The organism is Paenibacillus sp. FSL R7-0652, assembly GCF_038595045.1.
Taxonomy (GTDB): domain Bacteria; phylum Bacillota; class Bacilli; order Paenibacillales; family Paenibacillaceae; genus Paenibacillus.
This window is the reverse complement of sequence record NZ_CP152001.1, coordinates 4,886,284-4,911,355: the sequence shown is the minus strand read 5'-3', so window position 1 is coordinate 4,911,355 and position 25,072 is coordinate 4,886,284. Positions and strand designations below refer to the sequence as shown.

Below are 25,072 nucleotides of genomic sequence, written 5' to 3'. Positions count from 1 at the left end.
TTTAACGTAGTAGAATGACAAAGGGACTGTAACATACATAAACACAGAAGAAATTTGACTTTAAGGAGAAATACGTATGAGTGAGTTATTTACATTTGACACATTTCCACAACTGGAAACAGAGCGATTTGTGCTCCGTGCAGCAGCAGACAGTGACAGCCGGGATTTACTGGCGCTGTACTCGGATGCAACGGTTGTAGAATATATGCCCTTCACGCCCTTCGAATCCGAACAGGATGCGCTGGATGAGATGAGCTGGTATAAGAAGATTTTCAAGGAACATACCGGTCTGCGGTGGATGATTGAAGATAAGGAGTCTCATCGAGTGATTGGAACATGCGGATATCTGGGATATGAGGAGGAACATCACCGGGCAGAGATTGGATATGATCTGCTTTCGTCCTGCTGGGGCAGGGGCGTGATGACAGAGGCTGCCAGAGCTGTACTGGATTTTGGATTCAATCAGATGCAGCTGAACAAAATTGAAGCGAAGGTGGACCCGGGGAACGAGGCGTCCATTCGTTTGCTGCTTAAGCTGGGTTTTCAGCAGGAAGGCCTGCTGCGGCAGCATGAATTTGAGAAGGGCAGGTACGTTGATCTGGCGATCTTCTCGAAGCTGCAGAGCGACAACTAAACCATTTCCGGTCTCCATCCCCAATCATGATGCCTTGTTCCCCAGATTGGGCTCATGTTATATTGGAGAGATGTGAGGAGATGAGACTATGAAGCTGGTGTCCTGGAATGTGAACGGACTTCGAGCGTGTGTGAATAAAGGATTTATGGATTATTATCATCAAAGTGAGGCCGATATTTTTTGTCTTCAGGAGACGAAGCTGCAGGCAGGACAGATCGAGATGGATCTGGGCGAAGACGTCTATCAGTACTGGAATTATGCGATCAAAAAAGGCTATTCAGGTACGGCTGTATTCAGCCGCATCAAACCGCTGTCTGTCCGTTATGGTATGGAAGAGGACAGCGAGCCGGAAGGCCGGATGATTACACTGGAGTACGATGCCTTTTATCTGATTAATGTCTACACGCCTAACGCTAAACGGGATTTGACCCGGCTTCCTTATCGTCTGGAGTGGGAGGATCGGTTCAAGTCTTATGTGCTGCAGCTGGAGCAGTTGAAGCCGGTCGTCATCTGTGGGGACCTGAACGTGGCTCACCAGGAGATCGATCTAAAGAATCCGAAGCCTAATATGGGCAACTCGGGATTTACAGACGAAGAGCGTGGTAAGATGACGGACCTGCTTGCGGCAGGATATACAGATAGCTTCCGTCACCTGCACCCGGATCAAACGGATGTCTACAGCTGGTGGTCCTATATGCCCAAGGTCAGAGAGCGGAACGTGGGCTGGCGGATCGATTATTTTCTCGTTTCCAATCAGCTCGTACCCAGCGTGACCAATGCCTATATCGACTGTCATGTGCTGGGCAGCGACCACTGTCCGGTAGGGCTTGTGCTGGGCAGTTGAATTTAATGGACTGCTTCTGGCTCAAAGATATACTGCATAAAGAATGAATCTGAAAACTCGCTTCCTTTACGGAAACGAGTTTTTTTACGTCCGAAAGAGGCGTAGTCCACATTTGGGGATTTGGCTAATGATATGACCTGAGAGCTGCTGCAGCATGATTCGTACCTGAATTGGGAAAGAAGGGCGTGCGGCATTTCCGTTGCTCCAAAGGAGGGGTCTTTTTTTGATATACACAAAAAGCGGTAGAGGAGAAATACTGGACTTTGGTTGGGGAAAAGGACTGGACTCCGGATTGTTTCAATTCGGCCATTTCTTGGGTAGGATTGAAGCATACATACATATTGTTGAATAGGATTAGTCTCTATAGAACATGAACAATCTGTACATCGAAGGAGGAGGGTTATATGAAAAACATCAGAGTTATCGCCCGATTCCTGTCCATATTTATTGTCAGCTGCCTGTTGTCTTTGAGTGTATTATCGGTATCGGTCCTCTGGATTAAACATACCGTAGATGCTGTACCTGTTATGGAGCAGACACTGGAACTCGACTAAATAAAGGAGGGATGTGCAAGCGCCGTGCAGAGATATCGTTCTGATATAAGAACATGAATAGAAGAAATGACCATATAAGACAACTTGAAGGAGAGATATTTATGGTGAAAAAGAAAACATATCTGCTGGCCTGCGCCGCATTAGCCATGATGGTGGCGTTAAGTGCCTGCAGCACGGCTGCTGACCAGCCAAAGGGCGAGTCCGAGAAGGTAAATAGCGAGGCAGCATCGGGAACAGCTGAGCCAGCGGCTGCAGAAGGCACAAGCGAACCGACGACAGGTACGGATACGGAAGCCTCATCTACACCGGCAGCTTCTGAATCTGCATCAGGCCAAGGTGATACGAACACGGTGGAGGGACTACCGGAGTACCTGCCAAAAGATTTCCCGTTACCGGACGATGCTGCAATTACGACAGCGAATTCCAGAGAAGATGAAGGCAAAAAATCGGCAATGCTGATCTTCACTACCAAGCAGGACATGGAGACGGTATCGAAGATGTACAAAGAGTATTTTGAAGCCAAAAAACTAACCGACTCCGGACAAACAATTGACGCCAAAAATATCATTATACAGGGAACTGAACCGGATACGGAACAGCATTGGTCTCTGATTGGCGGGACACTGGCAAGTAAGGAAGGCACTATTGAACTTACGCTGAGCTGGTCAGAGTCTTAAAAATGATGCATCGTTAAGACAGGCCGATTTTTAATTTTGGAAGAGAAACAGAATCTTTATACATGCTGTTGTTTTTTTATCCATACCCTGCATGGCGCGGCTTTAACGCTGTACCGATGCAGGGTATTTTTGAATTGCATCTGGAAACCGGACAAGCTACATGGTATGTTATATCCTTAGAAAGACCAATAGACAAAAGATTCAGACAGGGAGAGGATTAAAACATGATTAAAGTTGGCATCGTAGGTTACGGTAACTTGGGTAAAGGTGTGGAGAAAGCCATCGCCCAGAATGATGATCTGGAGCTGGTAGCTGTATTTACACGTCGTAACCCGGAGCAAATGGCGGCTGAAGGTACAGAAGCTCGCTTTGAGCATATCTCTGCGGCTGAGCAGTATATAGGCAAAATTGATGTCATGATTTTGTGTGGAGGTTCTGCGACAGATTTGCCAGAACAGACACCTGTCATTGCCAAGCTGTTTAATACGGTAGATAGTTTTGATACTCATGCAAAAATCCCTGAGTTCTACGAGGCTGTGAACGCAGCGGCTGAGCAGGGCGGACATGTAAGTGTGATCTCGACAGGCTGGGACCCAGGTTTGTTCTCCATGAATCGGCTGCTCGCCCAATCCATTCTGCCGGAAGGAAAAGAGTACACATTCTGGGGCAAAGGGGTCAGCCAAGGACACTCGGATGCGATTCGTCGTGTACCAGGTGTTAAAGCCGGTGTGCAGTATACCGTTCCTGTAGAAGAAGTCATTGACCGCATTCGTTCAGGCGAGACGCCGGAATTGTCTACACGCGAGAAACATCTGCGTCAATGTTATGTGGTTGCAGAAGAAGGCGCAAACCAGGATGAAATCCGTGAAACGATTGTATCCATGCCGAACTATTTTGCAGATTACGACACAACAGTGACCTTCATTAGTGAAGAAGAATTGAAATCCAACCATGAAGGCATGCCGCATGGAGGCTTTGTTATTCGCAGCGGCGTTACAGGTAACGGGCAAAAGCAAATCATTGAATTTGGCCTGAAACTCGACAGCAATCCGGAATTCACTGCGAGCGTGCTTGTCGCATATGCCCGGGCAGCACAGCGTTTGAGCAAGGAAGGACATAAAGGGGCGAAGACGGTGTTTGATATCCCGCTGGGCCACCTGTCTCCGAAATCGGCTGCAGACCTTCGTCGTGACCTGCTGTAATCCTGATTTTTCATATCGTTAGAAAAACACCCCGCCCTTCAACCTGAAGGGCGGGGTGTTTGCATGGTGTGTTATTAACGCCAATGGGAAGGTTGATTCAAATGGTCAGGCAGCAGCGTATTCGCATTTCCCACAGCAGCGTTTAACTGAGCTTGCGTCAGAAAAATTCCGCCGCGCAGATCCGCTCCGCCAAGGTCAGTATCCCGCAAGTCTGCGCCAATCCAATCAGCGTTCCGTACATCGGCATTACGCAGATTGGCTGCAATCAGGAGTGCCCCCCGGAAGCTTGCTCCTCGCAAATCAGCGCCCTGAAGATTTGCTCCCAGGAAGTCCATGCCGCTGCGCTTTTTGGTTTTGGACTTCTTATGAGCAGCAGATGCGGCTGACGGAGCGCTGCCGCGGACCAGCTCACTGGCCTGAGTTAGCAGTATGTTCACTTTCGCCCGATGGCTCGTGATATCCAGGTGCAGCAGAGCCGGAGGTTCCAGATCGCTCAGGCGTTCAATGTCAGGATAGACCTTACCCATTGCGGCATGAAGTGAAGATGTATCTGAGCGCATCATGACTTCTCTCATGTAACTGATAAGTTCATGAACCTGGCGCAGTACAGGCAGGCAGTCGAACATTTCACGGGCTGATTCGGGATGAGTCCGCCAGCTTCTGTCCGCATACGTGACCTGTGACAGCTTCTGTCCTGCACCAAAGCAGTCATAAACGGTGCAGCCCTTGAAGCCTTTCTGACGAAGCTGGGTATGAATGCCGCAGCGGTCATCCTCCCGCAGGTTGGGACAGGGGGTGCCGCCGGACTTGTCAAAAGCAAAATCGGAAGATTTGCCATAAGGCAGAGCAACACAGCATAATCCATAACACTGCTCGCAATCTGCGAGCAGATGTGGGGCTGTGCTGCTGAACGTTGGTTGGTTAGACAAAATACACACTTCCTTATCATGTTGAAAAAAAATTCAGCTCAAATTTACGAATAACATCATGTCAGTATTACTTTACCATTGTAGGGAAATGGCTTCAATCCAATGAATGTTATTGATTCATGCCCTGTTCAAATGACATTGGGAAGTGCACATATATGTTAAAATGTAAAACGCATGATAAACAAGAAAAGGTGCGGATGGATCATGTATGGAGGTGTGAGAGTATGGATGGAATTGTAATGCGTCAGGCTGTCCATGCCGATCGGGAGCAGCTGGCAGATTTACGAGCTTTGGTACTGTGCGATGATTTGACACGTTTGGGTCGATATGACGAGATTAAGGTGAGGGAGCGTTTTCGAAACACGTTTCACCCGGAACATACCCGGATACTGGAGCTGGAAGGGATTTTAATCGGTTGTGTGGCGTTAAAACCAAAAGATAAGGAATATTTGCTGGAACACTTCTACATTCATCCGGATTATCAGGGTAGAAAACTCGGTACAAAAGTGCTCAGCCTGCTGCTGGAGCAGGAGGCAGTCAGGAGCAGCCGTGTAACACTGAACGTGCTGCAGGGCAGTCCGGCACAGCGGCTGTACGAACGTTTCGGGTTTACCGTGGATGGGCAGGACGAAGTGGATGTGTTTATGTCTAGGTTCATATCTAGAAATGACCCAGGGATGCGATCCTCCCGCAGCCTTAAGTAAATTACTGCATAATACAAAAAAAGAAGCCTCTCCCCAAGCAGCGCCTGAAAAGGCCGCTGGACGAAGGAAAGGCTTCTTTCTTATCTATCTGCTAAACATGTGCTGAAAAGCACACGAAGGGATTACACGACGCCTTGTGCAATCATAGAGTCGGCTACCTTGAGGAAGCCGGCAATGTTAGCTCCAGCCAGCAGGTTGCCCTCGCATCCGTACTCTTCTGCCGCTTCTACGCAGCTCTTATAAATATTTTTCATAATGTCATGCAGTTTGGCGTCTACTTCTTCAAATGTCCAGGACAACCGCATGCTGTTCTGTGACATTTCAAGAGCGGACACGGCTACGCCACCAGCGTTCGCAGCTTTCGCAGGGCCAAACAGCACTCCGGCACCGAGGAATATATCAATGGCCGCCAGCGTAGATGGCATGTTTGCACCTTCTCCGATGGCCTTCACGCCGCCTTTGACTAGAAGGGCCGCAGATTGTTCATCAATCTCGTTTTGTGTGGCGCAAGGAAGAGCGATGTCACACGGAATAGACCAGATCCCCTCGAACCCTTCGGTATAGGTTGCATGCGGATGTTCTTTGACGTAATCGCTGATCCGCAGGCGTTCAACCTCTTTCAGACGTTTAACCGTATCCAGATTAATCCCTTGTGGATCGTGGATGTAACCGCCAGAGTCGCTGCAGGCTACGACATGGGCACCAAGTTCCTGAGCCTTCTCAATGGCATAGATGGATACATTACCGGAGCCGGAAACTACAACGGTGCTGTCTTTGAAGCTGAGCCCTTTGGAAGCAAGCATTTCATTGACGAAGTATACGCAGCCATATCCTGTTGCTTCTTTTCGAGCAAGACTTCCGCCGTACAGCAGTCCTTTGCCTGTCAATACGCCTGCTTCATGACCGCCGCGAATGCGTTTGTACTGACCAAACATGTAACCGATCTCCCGTGCACCTACACCGATATCGCCAGCAGGTACGTCTGCGTCTGGACCGATATATTTGTACAGCTCTGTCATGAAGCTTTGCGTGAAACGCATGACTTCCTGATCCGATTTTCCTTTTGGATCAAAGTCAGATCCGCCTTTACCGCCACCAATGGGAAGGCCGGTCAGCGCATTTTTGAAAATTTGTTCAAAGCCCAAAAATTTAATGATACCGGAGTACACCGATGGGTGGAAACGAAGTCCGCCCTTGTACGGACCGATGGCACTGTTGAACTGTACCCGGAAGCCGCGGTTCACCTGAACCTTGCCTTGATCATCCACCCAAGGAACACGGAAAGTAATAACTCGTTCCGGCTCAACGAGCTGCTCTAACAGACTGTGATTTCTGTATTTGGGATGTGCTTCGATGACGGGGATCAGTGAATCCAGGATTTCCTTGACGGCTTGATGGAATTCATTCTCATTCGGATTTCTCGCGATAACCGACTCATAGACGGAATGAACATACGCTGCGGCAGCAGCTTTTGATGACGTTGAAGTTTCTTTTGTAATCGTGGACACTTTTTCAATGCACTCCTTTATCGTGTTAAAGTCTGCAGATACCTATTTGTACAAATTGCATAAAAGTTTGTAGTTAAATATACAGGAAAGAAAATAAAAATACGAGACAAAAATCCATAAAATGTTTTTTATGAGGCAATTAAAATGTTCTATGGACCTATCATTAAATGTAAAGAATATCGTTAATTTTTGGATAATAGTCCCAAGATATAGAATAAAACCGCAAGTTAGCCGAATAGATTGGATTAATAAATTCATTTTGGTAAGATGGTAGGGAGGGCTCAACAACTTTGGGCTCTTTTATATATACGAAGGAGGACAACAGGATGATAAGTAACAAGAATCGAATCAACGTGGAGAACAAGGCGTGTATAGGAGGTGAAATCTACTATGAACCGTAGTACTCCACTTCACAATTGTAGAGAACAGCTGGTAAGTCAGCTATTAACCCTGGGCGAAGAGAAAAGAGCTTTTCTTGACGCTTATTTTGACGTGCGTAATGCCGAGCGTGTGCAGCTGGATAAACAGCTGACAGCTTATACGGAACGAGTGGAGCAGCTGCTCGCCGGACCGGATGAGCTTCTGAATTCCGTCGTGCTGATCGGCAGTCAGATTGAACTGGAGTATGTTGATTTCCATACGTCGGATGCGCTAACCATTGTTATGCCGGAGGAAGCAGACCCGGATGCAGGGCAGATTTCATTCCTTTCTCCTGTAGGACGTCAGCTGCTGCTCGGCAGCAAAGGTGAAATAAGAGCAATCTCTACTCCGTCAGGTTCCATGAGGATTCGAATTGTGGACATTCAGTGGGCTTCCGAGTCGAACAAAGGAAAGGTACAGGAAGCCGGACAGATGGACGACCTGAAACCAAATCCGCAGCAAGGTTTCACTCAAGGAGGTGCGAATCATGCACTTTAAAGAGACGGACCTGCCGGGGATCGGACGCAAATTTTGGCTTCACACCCGCAGCGGAGAACATCTTGTTATCGTGGTTCATAATGATGAGCGGCGTGATCTGTTTCATATGGAATCAGGAGATCAGGCAGAAGAACTGGGAGATATGGTTTCGCTGGTGACGCTTGATGACGATGAAGCAAGGGCTGTAGCAGCGATTGTTGGCGGCATGACGTATAAACCCCAGTTTCAGAACGAGCGGGAAGTGATGCTGGAAGGGCTGCTTATCGAATGGCTTCGCATTGAACCCCATGCTGCCTGTGTCGGAAAGACAATCGGGGAATTGAATATCCGGCAGGTAACCGGTGTGGCAATTCTGGCGGCCATCGACAAAGAGAAGGAAAAACAATTTAATCCGGGACCAGAGTACGTGTTTACCAGTGGGGCAACGATCGTTGTTGCGGGTGAACGTGATCAGCTCAAGCAGCTTAAGCAATGGTTGACCGATGGACGGATGTAGCGTATGGATATGCTCATATTCGAAGTGGGGGTTGCCGTTGCGCTAATTACGCTTACAGGATTAATATCTACACGACTACGATTTTCGGTTATTCCATTTTACATTCTAATCGGTATGGCTGTTGGACCGCATGCACCACAGTTTGGCATTGTGGATTTACGATTTATCGAAAGCTCGTCTTTTATCGAATTTATGGGCAGGCTGGGAATCTTATTTTTATTGTTTTATCTGGGATTGGAGTTCTCGGTTTCCCGGTTATTAAAATCGGGTAAAGCGATTCTTACCGGTGGTATATTCTATGTCGGTCTTAATTTTGTCTCAGGCCTGCTGCTCGGCTGGTTCATGAATCTGCCGCTTCAGGAGACGATGGTCGTATGCGGGATCATGACCAGCTCGTCTACGGCCATTGTTGCCAAAGTACTCGTGGATTTGAAGCGGACTGCGAATCCCGAGACAGAGATTATTATGGGTATGATTATGTTTGACGACTTGTTTATTGCTATTCATATTTCCATTCTGACCGGTCTTGTGCTTAGCGGGGCAACTTCGTTTGGAAGTGTACTGCTCGTATCTTTATCTGCTTTGCTGTTTATTGTGCTGTTCCTGATTATTGGCAGGAAGAGTATTAAATATATTGATAAGGCACTTAATATCAAGTCATCGGAGTTATTTCTGCTCACGATTATGACACTGCTGTTCCTGGTGGCGGGTTTCTCGGAGACGCTGCATGTTGCTGAAGCCATCGGAGCGTTAATGATTGGACTTGTTCTCGGTGAGTCCAGACATGTCAGCCGAATTGAACAGCATATTATGCCGTTCAAAGACTTTTTTGGTGCCATATTTTTCTTCAGCTTTGGCCTGACGATTGAGCCATCGACCCTCGGCGGAGCTGTAGGGATGACGGTGATTGCTGTTATTCTGACGATTCTGAGCAACTTTGGTGCGGGCATGATTGCAGGTAAAATGGCTGGGGTATCGAACAAAGCCTCTTTGAATGTTGGTTTTACACTGGTGTCCCGGGGCGAATTCTCGATTATCATGGCCAACATCGGCAAGGCCGGGGGACTTATGGCCTCCATTCAATCCTTCGCCGTGTTATACGTGCTGATACTGGCTGTACTGGGGCCTATTTTGACAAAAGAGTCTCCTAAGCTCTATGCACGTTATGAACGATTCAGGAATCGGACGAAACGTAAAGAGACGGGATAAGCGGGGAATAAATGCTGTTCAAAGATATAAGAGATCTAGAATAGATATACAAAGTGACAAAGATATGAAGATATGAAGAGCAGCAAGATATACAAGAAAGTGAGACGGAATTACAGATATACATGTTCTATATTATAGACATGGTAGGATGGTATCCAATGTGATCCAGGGCAAGAGAGAGGCGTCGTACACTGCTGGAGAATGAATTTTCTCCCGGTTGCGGCGCTTTTTTTATGTGATAAAGCAGGACTTTGGATGTGATTTACCAGAAAAACATTTAAATATTTTATTATTTATGTAAAATAATGTTCTACATTGTCTATGACAATGTAGAAATATATTTTGTATCACAGCCACAATGATAAGGAGGAATCACACTATGAGCAGGAAAAGTAGATTCCAGCGTTTCGGATGGTCTGCCGCAGGTATGCTGCTTGGTCTTATCTTATTTGCGCTCCCAGCATCTGCAGCCTGGAATGATACATATCAAGGATACGCCACCTATACGGGCTCCGGTTACTCAGGTGGTGCTGTGCTGCTTGATCCGATTCCGGCAGACATGAAGATTACAGCACTCAATCCGTATCAGCTCAATTATAACGGGGTCAAAGCAGCTTTAGCTGGAGCCTATCTGGAAGTTCAGGGACCCAAAGGCAAAACTGTAGTATATGTAACGGATCTGTACCCGGAAGGAGCCAGTGGAGCACTGGACCTTTCGCCTAACGCGTTTAACCAGATCGGCGATCCCCAAGCCGGGAAGATCGATGTCAGCTGGAAGGTTGTCAAAGCTCCGATTGAAGGGAATGTATCTTACCGGATCAAGGAAGGCAGCAGTCAGTGGTGGGCAGCCATTCAGGTCCGCAATCATAAATATCCGGTGCTGAAGTTTGAAGTGAAACAGAAGGACGGTTCATGGCTTAGTCTGGAGAAACAAGATTATAACCATTTCCTTGGCACCGGGCTGGGTAAGGAGAAATTAAGTATTCGGATCACCGATATTCGTGGTAAAGTGGTGTATGACACCATTCCGGCTCTGCCGAATGATGGATCGGGTGGTGCAGCCATTGTACCGGGTCACGTACAGTTCCCGGATTAATGGATATGCGGCATAAAATAAGGATGATCATAGATGAATCTTAAAGTCGTACATCGTACGGCTTTTTTTGATGCAGAAAAAGGAGCGCACATATGCGAGATGATTCGCCTTCCTATAAAACAGCACATTGATATTGGAAGGTCAAGTAAACCGATGAATGGGGTAATCATAAATAGAGAAGAGTATGAGAATAACCCATCACAAGTCACTCCATTTCTTAGAAAAGGCAGGGATTTTATATGAAAGCAATTGTGATTGAAGCATTTGGCGGACCGGAACAATTAAAAGAAAAGGAAGTGCAGAAGCCGGCATGCGGTGTGAATCAGGTATTGATCCGCACACATGCAGCGTCTGTGAATCCAGTTGACTTCAAAATAAGACAAGGTCATCTGAAGGAGGCAGCAGATCAGCTGCCAATGATTCTGGGTGGTGACGTGGCAGGTACTGTAGTCCAAGCAGGATCGAACGTTACCCGTTTCAGAGAAGGGGATCGTGTATTTGCCCGCCCGCGTCAATTCGGAACCTATGCGGAATACGTTGCTGTAGATGCAGATATTGTGGCCCGCATTCCTGAGCAGCTGAGCTTTGAAGAGGCGGCGGCCATTCCGCTCGCTGCAATGACAGCTTGGCAGGCGCTGGTTGATCATGGTCGTTTGGGCAAAGGTCAGAAGGTTCTCATTCATGCAGGTGCGGGTGGAGTAGGGACTTATGCGATCCAGATCGCCAAATCTTTGGGTGCTGAAGTGGCTTCTACCGCGAGTGCAGGGAATGAAGATTTATTACGCTCGCTCGGTGTGGACCATTTCATTAACTACAAAGAACAGGACTTCTCTCAAGTTCTCTCCGATTACGATGTTGTATTGGATACGATGGGTGGCGACATCCAGCGGAACAGCTTCAAGGTATTGAAATCTGGCGGGCGTCTGGTCTCTCTTGTGGAACAGCCGGATGAAGAGCTGGCGAAGGAAGAGGGTGTAACGGGCAGCGTGTTTATGATGGAGCCGAAGGGAGACCAGCTTGAACAGTTGGCTGAGCTTGCTGCGGATGGGAAGCTGAGATCGATTATTGATGGAACATATCCACTGACTGAACAGGGCCTGCGTGATGCTCACGAAAAAAGTGAATCGCATCATACACGGGGCAAACTGGTTATAACCGCAAATTAGTTTAATCAAATTACATGAATCACACGCCGTTCTCCACACAGAGAACGGTTTTTCTCTGCTTTTCGCTGTAAGCAGCCTGCTGCACAGCGTAATTTTGTTTGCTGCGGCGGAGAATCAGTCTTATCATGCACTCCCTCTCTACGAAAAGAAAATCATTATGTTCACCAATACGCAGCATTGAGATATAATAGGAGAAATTTATTCCATTCTGCATATGAGGTGAAACAGATGACGAACGAACTTATTCAAGCCATTCAGGTGTTAAAAGAAAAAAAATGGGTAGATCTTACCCATACTTTCGGCCCGGAATCTCCGCATTTCTCTGCTTTTGATGCTGCGCAGTTCGATACACTGTTTAACCATGATCAGGGATTCTTCGCCCAAAGCTTCAAGTTCCCGGGTCAATACGGCACTCATCTGGATGCGCCAATCCATTTCGTGCGTGATACACGCTACCTGGATGAGTTGGGACTCAAGGAGCTTGTGCTGCCTCTCGTCGTCATTGATCAGTCCGAGGCTGTGAAGAACAATCCCGACTTTGCCTTGGAAGTGGAGCACATTGTTGAATTTGAGAAAGAGCATGGCAGAATCGAAGCAGACAGCTTCGTGGCGCTCCGAACCGATTGGAGCAAACGCTGGCCGAACCATCAAGATTTTGACAACAAAGATGCTGACGGGAACAACCATGCGCCGGGATGGTCTGTAGCGGCGTTAACATTTCTGTTCGAGGAACGGAACATTAAAGCGATCGGCCATGAAACGTTTGATACGGATGCTGCAGTCGATTATCAGAAAAATGGGGCTCTATTAGCCGAGTATTATGTGCTTGCTCAGGATACATATCAAGTAGAACTGTTAACGAATCTGGATCAGGTTCCAGCGAAAGGCGCCGTAATCTTCAATATCGTTCCGAAAGCGGAAAAAGCATCCGGATTTCCCGTGCGGTCATTTGCCATTCTGCCCTAATTGTGCATCGATACCAAGCTGTAGTAAATATATGTAGTGAATCAGGGGAGGCTTGTTTGGCCTCCTCTTTCAGTTATGAACGATAAACTCTATTTACTCATGATTCGAAGAGGAATCGGAGCCGAATCGCTCCGAAATACTTTTCTGAATTTTCCGCCGCCGCAACCACCGCTTGAATACACCTTCATCTTTGCGTTCCTGCAATGTTTCCTTCATGCCCTGAATCATGAACTCCGATCGGCGTCTGTCATCACGGCTGATTTTGCGTAATTCCTTAATAAATTTGTCATCCATCATATTATGCCTCGCTCATTCAGTATATAAGCACATTATACCGAACATACGTTCTTTTATCAAGTTTTACCATCTGGACAGGTTCTTGTACTGCTGCTGGTGAGAAGGAGCACAGGATAATGTCTCGGTTTGTGAGAGAATGGGATCACAAGGTGTACGGTTTATCAGTCGGGTAACCAATTTAAAATGGAATAGAAGGGGGCACTCTCATATGACGCAGCGCACAACTCCATCATATCTGCTTGCAGCAATGCATGGTTTGATTGGAATAGGGGCAGTCGCCGGAGGGTTAATGCTGATGATAGATCCATCTGGGAAAATGCTGAACATACCTGCTTCACTGCTGGAAAAATCCCCTTTCACTCATTTTTTAATTCCTGGAATGATCCTGTTTCTGATGCTCGGCGTACTTCCCCTGCTGATTTGTGCTGCTCTCTTACGTCGCTGGTATACCTTGTGAGCAGTGGAGAAGGTGTACTTTGATGAGAACATTAGACATTCTTTTTATATTGACAAAGAAACGTTTGGTCTGCATACTTACGATATAAACTTTATAAAGTACATTAATTAAGTTATAACAGACACATTATGAAAGGAGATCTGCTGTTGACAACCTGGTTTTTAATTATCATCTACTTGGCATTTATCAGTTTGGGGCTCCCGGATTCTCTTTTGGGTTCGTCATGGCCGGTCATATGGCCTGAGATTGAATCTTCGGTTGGCGCTGCAGGCCTGGTCTCTATGATTACTGCTGCTGGAACCATCGTCTCGAGTCTCGCCAGCGGATATATGGTCCGCAAATTGGGCACAGGCAGTATTACCTTATTAAGCTGTTTGCTCACTGCGGTTTCCCTGCTTGGATTCTCCATAGCCCCTTCTCTGGTTTGGTTCATTATATTGGCTGTCCCGCTTGGACTAGGTGCAGGTGCGGTGGATGCGGCGCTGAATCATTATGTGGCAGAGCACTACGGGCCCCATCATATGAACTGGCTGCATTGTTTCTGGGGTGTAGGTGCAGCGACGGGGCCCTTCATCATGGCAGCATCTATTACGGGTCAGCATTCCTGGAGAGGCGGCTACACAGCCGTTGCCCTTATTCAATTCGGTCTCGTAGTGGTGCTTCTGCTGACCCTGCCATTGTGGAAACGTGTGGCGGCGACCCGCTCAAAGCCGGACCTGCCGAGCATCAAGCCAAGGGAGGAAATGGACAAAGTTTTACCGACTAAGCTCCTGAATATAAAAGGGGTTAGACCTACCCTTGTTGTTTTTATGCTCTATTGCGGCGTTGAAATGACTGTTGGGCTGTGGGGAGCCAGCTATCTCGTCGGCACAAGAAATGTATCTGCAGAAACGGCTGCCAGCTGGATATCGCTCTATTATGGGGGGATCACGTTAGGAAGGTTAATTACGGGCTTTATTACATTAAAGATCTCTAATCTCCTGCTCATCCGCTTCGGTCAATGGACGACGATCGCCGGCGGCATTGTTCTGCTGCTTCCCCTGCCTCCGGTGTTCGCTGCAGGTGGACTAATACTGATCGGCCTCGGTCTGGCTCCAATCTATCCCGGACTTCTGCATGAAACTCCCACCCGGTTCGGTAAAGGGAGTGCAGCCAGACTCATGGGTTACCAGATGGCGGTTGCTTATACCGGAACTACGCTGCTTCCGCCGCTGTTTGGACTGCTGGCATCGCATACAGGAACGGCCTCTTTTCCAATGGTTGTCCTGGTCATGTTTGTTCTGATGCTGATCTGTGCAGAGACGGTTAACCGTTTAATCGTGAAACCACAGCAAGCAGGGAGGTGAGAAGGATGGCTTATGTCTTTATGGCCTTCATTATCTGGGCAGGTGTTTATGTGAATATGGCCTTGTCCAAAGAACCGATGGAGGTACAACCTGTACGATCTATAAAGGATCTGTTTGAATGAGCGTTATGTGTTGAAGCGTTGTATTATGTTATGATATGAAAAGGAATATATAACATGAATACGATTGCTTTGGTCTTTTGAACCGGGCTGGAAACGAGAGGCATATGAGAAAAGCTAATGCTACAATGATGAAACACATCAATATGAATAATGTGCGTGAAGTCATGCAGCAGATCGGAACTGCAACGAAACCACAGCTCGCTTCGTTAACCAGTCTCAGCGTGGTCACAATTAACGCACTGATTCAGGAGTTATGCGACGGTGGAGAACTGATTCAGGATAAAATCGTGCCTTCCAATGGCGGTCGTCCTGCCCAGGCATATCGATATAATTTTAACTATAAGCTCGCGCTTGTTCTGTCCATGAAAGAGATGAGAGGTCAGCAGTTAATCTCGGCGTCGGTAATTAATCTTGAGAATGAGGTTGTAATGAAGGAAGAGAGCCTCCTGCCTGTTTTTGATAAAGAGCATGTGCTGCATCTCATTGCACGTTTCACAGCAGCAAATCCTTCCATCCAGATGATCGGCATGGGAATCCCGGGGCAGGCCGTAGATGGGGACATTACCGTGAGCAGTCATGAGGAGCTTATTCACTCCCAATTGATTCGGGAGATTGAGGATAAGTTCCAGATGAAAGTACTCGTAGAGAATGATGTGAATGCCGCGATCAGCGGATATTGTACACAGCATGCTAATCTTCAGGAGCAGAGTGTGGCAGGCATTTATTTTCCGCATCGTTATCCGCCAGGTATGGGGATGGTGCTGAACGGACAGATCATTCGTGGCAAAAATGGCATGTTTGGAGAGATCAAGTATCTTCCGTACTCCCCTGATTGGAAGCAGGAAATGAGTAAGAAGGATTTTATAAACCAGGTATGCCGGACGCTGCACACGGTTAATGCCGTTGCGGCCCCACATCAGATTGTAGTCTATCAGGAACGGGTGGAGAAACAAGAATTGGACTTGGCATGGAGACAGTACACCGAAGAACACACGATGCCGACTCTGCCGGAGATCGTTCATCAGGACGCGTTCCAGGATGATTTTAATACGGGATTAAAAGAAATGGTTCTTCAAACGTTGAAGTCTTCCATTTTATCGGATGCTTTATGATCCGCAGAACGAGTTCTGTGGATTTTTTTGCACTGCAGGAACCGAAAATGAGCTTACGAAAACCCGTTGTTGACATGGAACCAGTTACAAGGAGTACGATCATATCATGAGAGAGACGCCATCTGCACACTTATTAAATATAATTTATAAAGATAAATTATAAAGTGGTGAATGAGCAGGAAGAAACGATTGGTATTACGCTCTCTGTCTGCATCTTTAATTCAATTGGAGGGACACATGATGGATCTGCAGGAACAAGGAATAGATGAGGAGAAGCACAATGCGTGAAGAAGAGAGAATGATGAAGGGCATGTTATTTAATCCGGCTGACCCGGACTTAAAGACAGTAAAGCGGCGGGCTCACGATCTCAGCCAGCGTTACAGTCAGACCTTTGAGGAGCAGACGGAGGAAAGACAGCAGATATTACAGCGGTTGGTGGGGGAAATGGGGGAGGGCGGATATATACAAGGCCCCATATTCTTTCATTACGGCGTGCATACCCGGATTGGCCGCCGCTTCTTCGGTAATTACAATCTGACTATACAGGATGATGCGCAGGTGACGATCGGAGATTACACCAGCTTTGGGCCCAACGTCACCATCGTGACGCCTGTTCATCCTTTGATCGCAAGTGAGCGGAGACAGATGCTGGATCAGCATGGCGAATTGAAATCACTCTGTTACGCCAAACCTGTTACGATTGGTAACGATGTATGGCTGTCCGCGAATGTTACCGTGTGCGGGGGTGTAACCATTGGTGACGGCTGTGTCATTGGAGCAGGCAGTGTGGTTACACGTGATATTCCGCCGCATTCGCTTGCAGCAGGTGTGCCGTGCAGAGTCATGCGCAGCATTACCGAAGCGGACAGCATGCGGAATTACCCCGATATTTTGGCGGACTGCCAAGTGCCGGAATCATAGGAAAAAGGGTGCCACCAGGATCAGTAGAAGATTGATCGGCGGCACCCTTTTGCGTTCAGGTGTTTATTTTGATGTGTTATAGCTGCTCAGGAATTGTTTCACTTTGGCCGGATCAGCTTTCAGTTCGTTTCCGGTTTGAACAAGCGGGCTTACGGTGGAGTAAGCTTTGAGTTTGTTATTTTTGTAGAACTGCAGAATCTCATCCTGATTAATGGAATACAGTACCGCTTTTCTCAGATCACTGCTCTTGGCCACTTCTCGGTTAGCTGTGTTGAACAGCAGATAGGATACGGCATTGCTCGGAATGCTCTGCAGCTGCAGTTTGCTGTCATTCTGGATAATATCATTTTTGGTCTCAGACACCCCGTAGTACAGGTGGATTTCACTGCTGCGAAGCGCAGACAGGGCACTGTCCGGATCAGCGATGAAGCGTACATTAACCTGATCAATCTTCGGAGCGAAGTCCGAACCTTTACGGTATCCCGGGTTTTTCAGAAAGACGCCTTCGTAGTCATTTTTATAAGAAAGGATATAAGGGCCGCTGGTATAAAGTGTGTTGTTATAGCCTGCACCTTCGGTTACGGTATTTTGGTCACCATAAGGAATATCCTTGTTCACATCGAAGGATGCGACATCATATGTGTTGATGCTTTCCACTTGTTTCTTGGATACGATTCCTGCGGATTGGTGGGCCAGATAGTTCAGCACCTGCGGGAACGGTTCAGTGGTGGTCACTTTAACCACCTGGTATTTGCCCGCACCGTTATTGGCTTGTGTTTTATCGCTGACAAGTTCCTTGATATCGCTATCCAGTCCTTGATTCAGAGCTTCGAGCACGGACCCGCTGCCCCCGGATTGTTTAACGGATTCCAAGGCGTTCAAGTCGGTAACCAGCTCTGCCTGCTTGATATGTTCGTGCAGACTGTATGTGCGGTGATCTGGAACGGAGTCTTTATTTCTGGCACGGTCGAGAGAGAAGATCACGTCATCCGCACCTACGCGTTCGCCGGTATCTACTGCTTTCTTGTTCTCAATTTTGGCAAAATTGATGTCGTCACGCAGAACAAAATAGTAATCGGAATTTCCGTCAGCAATTGTAAAATTTCGTGAAAGTGACCCGTCAGCCGTCAGTTGATCATCATCCGTCAAGTTGACGAGACGAACATACAGATTGGTATTAATCTGGTTAATTGAACCATCGTTTCCTTTGATCGGGTCAAGGGAAGTCAGTACGGATGCAGCTTGGGTCAAAATCAATGGATCTTTGCTGTTTTTGGTGCTGTCCTTGAACTCAATCGGCTCCCATGCCAGCGCACGGGATTTGGACAGGCGAACCGTATCGACATTCAGTATGTCTTTGTTTACAGCCTGACTTTTCATAGAGATATACAGCGGAGCGATATATGCCTGATCGGTAACCAGACGGTCTTCCAGCTGTTTATACGTATTTTTGTACGCTTCAGGTGTTTGGGTGGCAGCCTGATCGATGAGCTTGTCGATTTCTTTATCCGCAACGATGCTGTAATCTCCGCCTGTTTTGAAAAGGGAGCGCACCGCATAGTCCGGATTGCCCGTTACCGTTGTCCAGCTGGACAATGCGATATCGTAGTTGCCTGCATCCTGCTGAGATTTGAAGCTGCCGTAATCCGGCTGCAGATTCAACTTCACATTGAAGCCATTTTTGGTCAGTTGGTCGCGGACAATGTTGACATCGCTCTCGGAAGAACTCATGGCAAGCAGCTCGATGTCCACTGCTTTAGGAGCAGTCTGGTCGGTATCGGACGGTTTGTTCTGCTCCTGAGATTCCGTTTTTGTTTTTACACTGCAGCCGGAGATCACAAGCACGAGAATCAGCAGCAGGGTGACAAGTGTACGTTTTTTCATGGGAATACCTCCATTGTATCAATAGATGTGATGTATGATTTTTCTATGGAAATTGAACTAAGAGGTTTACACGGAGCACTCCGATGACAGAGTAACCTGTAGAGTAGCGGTTAACCAGATTTTTTTGATTCCTTTTCGAAAGGGGAAAATCCGGTGATAAAGGCGTGGCATATGCTTCCGATGTAGCTTTCTTGCAGAAAGCTTTTAGCTCCGCTTTTCCAGGTTTTTTCTGTCCTCTCCGTTTCTGTGTAAAAGAATAGTTCAACTTTTAAAATCATGTAAATTAAAATCGATCCGTCACGCTTTCTCCAGTTTGGGATCCAGTGCATCCCGCAATCCGTCACCGAGAAAGTTAAACGAAAGCACAAGCAGAATAATTGCAAGTCCCGGGTAAATCGCCATATACGAATGGGTCTCCAGGTAGGTGCTGCCCAGCTTCAGAATGTTACCCCATTCCGGTATATGCGGTTCTACGCCAAGCCCGAGGTAACTCAAACTGCTGGTTGCAATGACAGCTCCGCCAATGGTCAGTGTAGATTTGATGATCATCGGTGCAAGTGAATTGGGAATGATGTGTTTGAAAATGATCGTACGGTTGTTGTAACCGAGAGCACGTGCTGCCTCCACAAACTCAAAGGTGGATACATAAAGCACACTGGCCCGCATCGTTCGGGCATACGTTGGAATTGAACCCAGACTCAGGGCAATGATCAGATTAACCGTGTTGGCCCCAAAAGCTGCAATGATCGCGATGGCGAGCAGAATCCCTGGAATGGCGTACAAAATATCCAGAAGACGCATGATGATGTTATCCGTATGTCTCCCGTAGAAACCCGAGAAAGCACCCAGTACACCGCCAATCACAACCGGAATCACCGTGGACATCAAACCGACTATCAAGGAAATCCGTGCACCAAACACGATGCGGGAAAACAGACATCGGCCAAAATCATCCGTCCCCAAGGGATAAGCCAGGGAAGGCGGCTGAAGCAGGGCTGCATAATTGTTTTCCACCGCCATGCTGTAGTCGAACGTAAAGAAACTGCAGATGGAGATCGAGAACAGGAAGATGATAAAAAAGAGCCCGGACATCGCCGTCATATTCGGTGCAAGGCGCTCCCACAGGTCATTCCAAAAATTGGTTCCCTGTTTGCCCTGCCTGCGAATTCGGCGAAGGATCGAAATCCCCAGCAGCAGTGCGAAAATATTGCCCGTAATCACGCTAACAATCATCACTATGCCTACAGCTGTCATCCAGCGAGGCAGAGGAGAAGACGCATCATATCGGGATACGATGATGAGTACAACCAGATCCACAATCAGAATACATAATAGTACCGCCATAGAAGGCAGAAAGGTATCGGCCACATAAGGTTTAAACACATTCAACGCGGATACACCAATCACAAATAGCTGTGTCAGCAGTGTATATACGGCGAACGTATACTCAATACTTTTCTGCCGTCGAAGCAGATGGAAAGCGGCTGTTACGATAAAAATATTACCGGTAAAAGCAGCCAGCAGCTGCACCCAGGCCAGTCTGCGCGTCAGAACACTTACAGCTCCTTGCTGCATTAGATCCCGTCTGATTCGAATGACGAGCAGACTTTGCATGAGCGTAAAGAACAGATAGATGCCGGCCGCTGCGGCTGTCAAAGATTTGAACGCCTGCCCGGTCCAGTCATAACTGTTCAGCAGCAGTAACAAGGTCAGCAGAACCGAAGTGATCCATGCGAAGCTGGCTTGACTGTATTCGTGTGAAGACTTGAGCCGGAAACGCATTGTCTGCGTAAGGGAGCTTGATTTTGTCATAATACACCTGCTTTAATATTGTTTCATTTTGGAGCGGACCCTCGGATCGATAAACGCGTAAAACAGGTCAACCACAACATTCACGATAGAGATGGTGATTGCCGTATAGATTACTCCGCCCATAATACTCGGAATATCGGGAATAAATTGTTTATCCACAATGTAACTGCCCAGTCCGCTGATGTTAAACACCTTTTCGGTTACCGCTGCCCCGCCGAGCATGGCCCCGAATTGAAGCCCCACGACTGTAATAATAGGAATAAGGGCATTCCGCAGCGCATGTTTCAGCATGACTTGACGTTTACTTAAACCTTTGGCCCGAGCGGTCATGACATAATCTTCATGAATGACCTCCAGCGTGGATGAACGGGTCATCCGGGCGACAGCTGCGGTTAGTCCTGTACCAAGCACAATGACCGGCATAATCATGGACAGCCAGTTCTGCGGATTAAACGTGGCGGGAAGCCACTGCATTTTAATCGAAAAATTCAGAATAAAGATCAGGCCCTGCCAGAAGTTCGGGATCGACAGCCCGATCAGGGCGATGAACATAAACGTGTAGTCAAACCATGAATTGGGCTTAATTGCAGAAATAATTCCAATCGGCAGCGCGATCACAACAGCGATCAGCAGGGAAATCGCGGCAAGTGTCAGGGTAATCGGAAACTTTCGCGCAATCGTTGCCGTGACATTCTCATTACCCGCAAAAGATTTGCCAAGATCAAACATTGCAACGCCCTTGATATTGTTCCAGAGCTGTGTCAGATAAGGCTGATCCAGACCATACACATGATTAAAAGCTGCAATCTGCTCTTGTGTAGCGGTTACACCGAGAATGTTGGCCGCCGGGTTGAACGGAGATAAGTAAAGTATCGTAAATACGAGCGCTGCTACACCAAGAATGACAAAGATTGTCATGAGTACTCTTTCAAATATGTACTTGAGATACGCATTACCATAGAGAAATAGGATGAGATACATCATACAGCCGGGAATGATGGATAAAACCAAAAACCAGGGCTGCGCAATCAGCGTACCAAATGTATCAGACATTCCGAGGCGACGACGTCCCTGTTCCTGCAGTTTGCGGGACATTCGCTCCTGCAGTTCTTGCTGGAACGTTTCCTCAAGCCAGCTCTCGGCCTGCTGCTTGAATGCTGCCTCGCTGACTTCCTGCCTGAAAAAACGATGTTTGCGTCTCAACTGGTCTTCCAGTTCCAGTCGTTTGAAGTCCCGATAGGAAGTGCTCTGCATTTCCTCTTCAACCGATTGTCTGACAGCCGACCAGTCATCCTGCTTGCGATCGGAGCGCCAGACCATATAAACGATCAGATTGATCGGTAATCCGAGTATGATCAATACATATCGATAAACGGGATGGAGCAGCATTTTACCATAAATAAAGCTTAAATGATCTACCAGACGTGAGCTTCTGTGGGGTACTGCTCTAACAGTCAATCCTGAGATCTCCTTTCACCGAGGTTTAAATTGCATTATTCCGATCAATATAGTATATATTATTTAGGGCGTAAACAATTGTCAAGGTATGGAACTGTATACATATAAAAAGATGGAGAAGCCATGAAAGGAATGGTGTACACATGGAGCCTTTATTAAAAGTAAATGAGTTGTCCGTCTCTTTTTATACAGGAGACAGTGAATTTCAGGCAGTGAGGCAGGTCAGTTTCGAACTGCGGAAAGGCGAGACGCTTGGCATTGTAGGGGAATCGGGCAGCGGGAAAAGTGTGACTGCACGTTCCATTATGAGGCTTCTTGCCTCGCCTCCTTCGCAGATGAAATCGGGTGAGATTCTCTTTAAAGGGGTGGATCTTGCGGGCAAATCACAAAAAGAGATGGAGCATATTCGCGGAAGGGATATCGGCATGATCTTCCAAGACCCGATGAGTTCGCTTAATCCGACCCTTAAAGTTGGTCAACAAATCGCGGAGAGTCTGATTAAACATCAGAAACTGTCCAAAAGGGAAGCGAAGAAACAGGCCATCGCGATGATGGAACGGGTAGGCATCAAACAAAGCGCTATCCGTTACAATCAGTATCCACATGAATTTTCAGGAGGGATGCGGCAGCGGGTGATGATTGGTATCGCCCTTGCATGCCGACCGGAACTGCTGATTGCTGACGAACCGACAACGGCACTGGATGTAACGATTCAGGCTCAGATTCTGAATCTGATGAAGGATATGCAGGAGCAGCTGGATACGTCTATTATTCTCATTACGCATGACTTGGGCGTCGTAGCCGGCATGTGTGATCGGGTTGTCGTAATGAAAGAAGGACAGATCGTGGAGACAGGTACAACGGAGGAAATCTTCGCCAGCCCGAAACATCCGTATACGATTCGTCTGCTGCATGCACTGCCGCGCCTGGATGAGAAGAAGAAACCAAAACCGATATTCCAGGTGTCCAAAGAGCTGCAGGACCATCAGCCGCTCCTTGAGGTCAGATCCCTCAAACAATATTTTAATCTAGGCAAAGGCAATACGTTAAAAGCGGTGAATGATATCAGTTTTCATATTCGTCAGGGAGAGACCCTTGGTGTCGTAGGCGAGTCGGGCAGCGGGAAATCAACGACGGGACGGGCGATACTTCGTTTACATGAACCTACGGGTGGAGACGTGCTGTTTAAAGGCATTCCGCTGCAGCGGCTCACTCCTGCGGAGATGAAAACGATGCGAAGACATATGCAGATCATTTTCCAGGACCCGTATGCTTCATTGAACCCTAAAATGAGGATTATGGATATTATTGGCGAAGCTCTTGATATTCATCAGCTCGCCGGGACTGCAAGGCAGCGGGAAAAAAGGGTAGAGGAACTGCTGGAGCTGGTTGGTCTTGATCCTTCGCATGCACAGCGGTATCCGCATGAGTTCTCGGGTGGACAGCGTCAGCGGATTGGCATTGCAAGAGCGCTTGCGGTAGAACCGGAGTTTATTGTCTGCGACGAGCCGCTGTCTGCCCTGGATGTCTCCATTCAGGCGCAGATCGTACAGCTGCTTGAAGAACTCCAGCAGCGATTGGGCTTAACGTATTTGTTCATCGCACATGATCTGTCTATGGTTAAACATATCAGTGATCGGGTTGCTGTCATGTACAGCGGTAAAATCGTGGAGCTTGCCGAGAGTGAGGAACTGTACGCGAACCCGCAGCATCCCTATACGAGAGCGCTGCTTTCAGCGATTCCGGTTCCTGATCCGGCTGTTGAGAAGAATAAACCGCGTGCGATGGTGACGAACCAGGAGAAGGAAGCGGAAGGCACGAGTGACCGGTATAATCTGGAGCAGTCCAGATGGGTCGAAGTGAAGGAAGGACATTGGGTTGCCTTGTCCGGTTAAACGATTATTTGTATAGCAAAAGACAACAAAGAACCCCGGCGTGATCGGTTTAGATCGCTGCCGGGGTTTGGTCTTATTTGAATTGAACCGACTTTTTGATGGTGTCGATCTCTGATTTGGATTTTTCGTCTACATACGTGAAGATGAAGTTGAATGCATAACCTTCAATAATGGTGCTGTAGTAGTCCTGTGTAATTGTCGTTCCGTCTCCGGCATCCATCGTAATTTGCATCAGATTCATCTCTTTACCACCGATCGTTTCGGTTGTGAAGTCCTTGTAGGTATAAGGGAAATTGCTGTCTTCCATGAACTTCTTGGTAGCTTTCAGGTAGTCCTCTCCGGTACGAATCCCCTGCAGCAGGCTTACCTTTTCGGCAATGGCCATCGCTGATGGACCTACTTTACCGCCATCCAGCGGATATTGGGATGCCATGAGCAGGTTCAGTGTTTTGGTCTGGGAGAGTTCCATCTGCTTTTTCTTGGCTGCATCATCACCGGCAATCGCTTCAGAGGAAGCACTTGTCAGTTGATTCATGCCCTCGGCGTCCTGGAATTCCCATGCCTCTGGAAATTTAAGGGATACACCGAAATAATCATTTGTGTATGAGCCCTTTTGTGTTGTTCCCAGCTCCACTTTAGATGTGTTATCCGTTTCTTTGCTGTCTTCGCTGGACGCTTCTGATTTGTCGTTTTTATCCGAATCATCGGTTTTGGCTGTGCCGGCATCTGCCCCTGCAGTTGTTTCCGCAGCAGCGGGCTCATTTGATTTTGTATTGTTATCTGCTTTGTCACCGCAGGCGGCGACTGCAAGCATCATCATAATGAGCATGGCAAATAAAGACGTTTTTTTCGTAATAGACATAA

25 protein-coding genes are annotated in these 25,072 nt (G+C 47.5%); 18 read left to right on the top strand and 7 right to left on the bottom strand.

The genetic code is table 11. The features are described from left to right. Positions 1 to 76: 76 nt before the first annotated feature. The 5 genes from MKY97_RS21510 to MKY97_RS21490 all read left to right on the top strand — a co-directional run bounded on the left by MKY97_RS21510 (position 77) and on the right by MKY97_RS21490 (position 3,911). Positions 77 to 634, top strand: coding sequence for a GNAT family protein (locus MKY97_RS21510; RefSeq protein ID WP_342552306.1), 558 nt, complete (start codon positions 77 to 79; stop codon positions 632 to 634). Positions 635 to 722: 88 nt separating this feature from the next. Continuing rightward, positions 723 to 1,478, top strand: a complete 756-nt coding sequence (locus tag MKY97_RS21505) for an exodeoxyribonuclease III (RefSeq protein WP_342552305.1) — start codon at positions 723 to 725, stop codon at positions 1,476 to 1,478. A 404-nt stretch (positions 1,479 to 1,882) separates the two neighbouring features. After that, positions 1,883 to 2,032, top strand: coding sequence for a hypothetical protein (locus tag MKY97_RS21500; RefSeq protein ID WP_342552304.1), 150 nt, complete (start codon positions 1,883 to 1,885; stop codon positions 2,030 to 2,032). Between the two features lie 101 nt (positions 2,033 to 2,133). Continuing rightward, positions 2,134 to 2,709 carry a hypothetical protein gene (locus MKY97_RS21495; RefSeq protein ID WP_342552303.1) on the top strand — a complete coding sequence of 192 codons (576 nt, stop codon included), beginning with the start codon at positions 2,134 to 2,136 and terminating at the stop codon, positions 2,707 to 2,709. 224 nt (positions 2,710 to 2,933) lie between these two features. Continuing rightward, positions 2,934 to 3,911 (top strand): diaminopimelate dehydrogenase, encoded by a 978-nt coding sequence (locus MKY97_RS21490; RefSeq protein ID WP_342552302.1) that lies wholly within the window; start codon positions 2,934 to 2,936, stop codon positions 3,909 to 3,911. Between the two features lie 74 nt (positions 3,912 to 3,985). Here the strand turns inward: MKY97_RS21490 and MKY97_RS21485 are convergent, their stop codons facing one another. After that, positions 3,986 to 4,840, bottom strand: a complete 855-nt coding sequence (locus MKY97_RS21485; RefSeq protein WP_342552301.1) for a pentapeptide repeat-containing protein — start codon at positions 4,838 to 4,840, stop codon at positions 3,986 to 3,988. 224 nt (positions 4,841 to 5,064) lie between these two features. On the opposite strand from MKY97_RS21485, the gene MKY97_RS21480 reads away from it, so the two are divergent. Then, positions 5,065 to 5,544 carry a GNAT family N-acetyltransferase gene (locus tag MKY97_RS21480; protein WP_342552300.1) on the top strand — a complete coding sequence of 160 codons (480 nt, stop codon included), beginning with the start codon at positions 5,065 to 5,067 and terminating at the stop codon, positions 5,542 to 5,544. Positions 5,545 to 5,666: 122 nt separating this feature from the next. Here MKY97_RS21480 and gdhA read toward each other — a convergent pair whose 3' ends face one another. Next, positions 5,667 to 7,043: an NADP-specific glutamate dehydrogenase gene (gdhA, locus tag MKY97_RS21475; protein ID WP_342556417.1), complete on the bottom strand. Its 1,377-nt coding sequence runs from the start codon at positions 7,041 to 7,043 to the stop codon at positions 5,667 to 5,669. Positions 7,044 to 7,442: 399 nt separating this feature from the next. On the opposite strand from gdhA, the gene MKY97_RS21470 reads away from it, so the two are divergent. The 7 genes from MKY97_RS21470 to MKY97_RS21440 all read left to right on the top strand — a co-directional run bounded on the left by MKY97_RS21470 (position 7,443) and on the right by MKY97_RS21440 (position 12,903). Next, positions 7,443 to 7,970, top strand: coding sequence for a GreA/GreB family elongation factor (locus tag MKY97_RS21470; RefSeq protein WP_342552299.1), 528 nt, complete (start codon positions 7,443 to 7,445; stop codon positions 7,968 to 7,970). Continuing rightward, a complete protein-coding gene (locus MKY97_RS21465; protein ID WP_342552298.1) occupies positions 7,960 to 8,466 on the top strand; it encodes a cation:proton antiporter regulatory subunit in 507 nt (168 codons plus the stop codon). Before MKY97_RS21470 ends, MKY97_RS21465 begins: the two co-directional genes overlap by 11 nt. Before the next feature lie 3 nt (positions 8,467 to 8,469). Continuing rightward, positions 8,470 to 9,675, top strand: a complete 1,206-nt coding sequence (locus MKY97_RS21460; protein ID WP_342552297.1) for a cation:proton antiporter — start codon at positions 8,470 to 8,472, stop codon at positions 9,673 to 9,675. Positions 9,676 to 10,054: 379 nt separating this feature from the next. Further along, complete coding sequence (locus MKY97_RS21455; protein WP_342552296.1) at positions 10,055 to 10,771, top strand: expansin EXLX1 family cellulose-binding protein; 717 nt, start codon at positions 10,055 to 10,057, stop codon at positions 10,769 to 10,771. Positions 10,772 to 10,804: 33 nt separating this feature from the next. Continuing rightward, positions 10,805 to 11,014, top strand: coding sequence for a hypothetical protein (locus MKY97_RS21450; RefSeq protein WP_342552295.1), 210 nt, complete (start codon positions 10,805 to 10,807; stop codon positions 11,012 to 11,014). Further along, positions 11,011 to 11,937 carry an NADP-dependent oxidoreductase gene (locus tag MKY97_RS21445; protein WP_342552294.1) on the top strand — a complete coding sequence of 309 codons (927 nt, stop codon included), beginning with the start codon at positions 11,011 to 11,013 and terminating at the stop codon, positions 11,935 to 11,937. The genes MKY97_RS21450 and MKY97_RS21445 overlap by 4 nt, the downstream gene beginning before the upstream one ends. 228 nt (positions 11,938 to 12,165) lie before the next feature. Further along, on the top strand, positions 12,166 to 12,903 hold the full coding sequence (locus tag MKY97_RS21440; protein WP_342552293.1) for a cyclase family protein: 738 nt from the start codon (positions 12,166 to 12,168) through the stop codon (positions 12,901 to 12,903). Between the two features lie 93 nt (positions 12,904 to 12,996). On the opposite strand, the gene MKY97_RS21435 is transcribed toward MKY97_RS21440, so the two are convergent. Continuing rightward, the gene (locus MKY97_RS21435; protein ID WP_342552292.1) at positions 12,997 to 13,200 is read right to left on the bottom strand and encodes a hypothetical protein; all 204 of its coding nucleotides are present in this window, start codon (positions 13,198 to 13,200) and stop codon (positions 12,997 to 12,999) included. A gap of 208 nt (positions 13,201 to 13,408) precedes the next feature. Here MKY97_RS21435 and MKY97_RS21430 point away from each other — a divergent pair, with 208 nt between their 5' ends. The 4 genes from MKY97_RS21430 (at position 13,409) to MKY97_RS21415 (ending at position 17,159) form a co-directional block, all read left to right on the top strand. After that, positions 13,409 to 13,657, top strand: a complete 249-nt coding sequence (locus MKY97_RS21430; RefSeq protein ID WP_342552291.1) for a hypothetical protein — start codon at positions 13,409 to 13,411, stop codon at positions 13,655 to 13,657. A gap of 146 nt (positions 13,658 to 13,803) precedes the next feature. After that, positions 13,804 to 15,003 carry an MFS transporter gene (locus MKY97_RS21425; protein ID WP_342552290.1) on the top strand — a complete coding sequence of 400 codons (1,200 nt, stop codon included), beginning with the start codon at positions 13,804 to 13,806 and terminating at the stop codon, positions 15,001 to 15,003. A gap of 226 nt (positions 15,004 to 15,229) precedes the next feature. Continuing rightward, positions 15,230 to 16,237 (top strand): ROK family protein, encoded by a 1,008-nt coding sequence (locus MKY97_RS21420; RefSeq protein ID WP_342552289.1) that lies wholly within the window; start codon positions 15,230 to 15,232, stop codon positions 16,235 to 16,237. A 280-nt stretch (positions 16,238 to 16,517) separates the two neighbouring features. Continuing rightward, positions 16,518 to 17,159, top strand: coding sequence for a sugar O-acetyltransferase (locus tag MKY97_RS21415; RefSeq protein WP_342552288.1), 642 nt, complete (start codon positions 16,518 to 16,520; stop codon positions 17,157 to 17,159). Between the two features lie 63 nt (positions 17,160 to 17,222). Here the strand turns inward: MKY97_RS21415 and MKY97_RS21410 are convergent, their stop codons facing one another. The 3 genes from MKY97_RS21410 to MKY97_RS21400 all read right to left on the bottom strand — a co-directional run bounded on the left by MKY97_RS21410 (position 17,223) and on the right by MKY97_RS21400 (position 22,244). Further along, on the bottom strand, positions 17,223 to 19,043 hold the full coding sequence (locus MKY97_RS21410) for an ABC transporter substrate-binding protein (protein ID WP_342552287.1): 1,821 nt from the start codon (positions 19,041 to 19,043) through the stop codon (positions 17,223 to 17,225). A gap of 297 nt (positions 19,044 to 19,340) precedes the next feature. Further along, positions 19,341 to 20,855, bottom strand: coding sequence for an ABC transporter permease (locus MKY97_RS21405; protein ID WP_342552286.1), 1,515 nt, complete (start codon positions 20,853 to 20,855; stop codon positions 19,341 to 19,343). 12 nt (positions 20,856 to 20,867) lie between these two features. After that, positions 20,868 to 22,244 carry an ABC transporter permease gene (locus MKY97_RS21400; RefSeq protein WP_342556416.1) on the bottom strand — a complete coding sequence of 459 codons (1,377 nt, stop codon included), beginning with the start codon at positions 22,242 to 22,244 and terminating at the stop codon, positions 20,868 to 20,870. A 212-nt stretch (positions 22,245 to 22,456) separates the two neighbouring features. On the opposite strand from MKY97_RS21400, the gene MKY97_RS21395 reads away from it, so the two are divergent. Next, positions 22,457 to 24,208: an ABC transporter ATP-binding protein gene (locus MKY97_RS21395; protein ID WP_342552285.1), complete on the top strand. Its 1,752-nt coding sequence runs from the start codon at positions 22,457 to 22,459 to the stop codon at positions 24,206 to 24,208. Between the two features lie 73 nt (positions 24,209 to 24,281). Here the strand turns inward: MKY97_RS21395 and MKY97_RS21390 are convergent, their stop codons facing one another. Continuing rightward, positions 24,282 to 25,070 (bottom strand): hypothetical protein, encoded by a 789-nt coding sequence (locus MKY97_RS21390; protein WP_342552284.1) that lies wholly within the window; start codon positions 25,068 to 25,070, stop codon positions 24,282 to 24,284. Positions 25,071 to 25,072 lie beyond the last annotated feature (2 nt).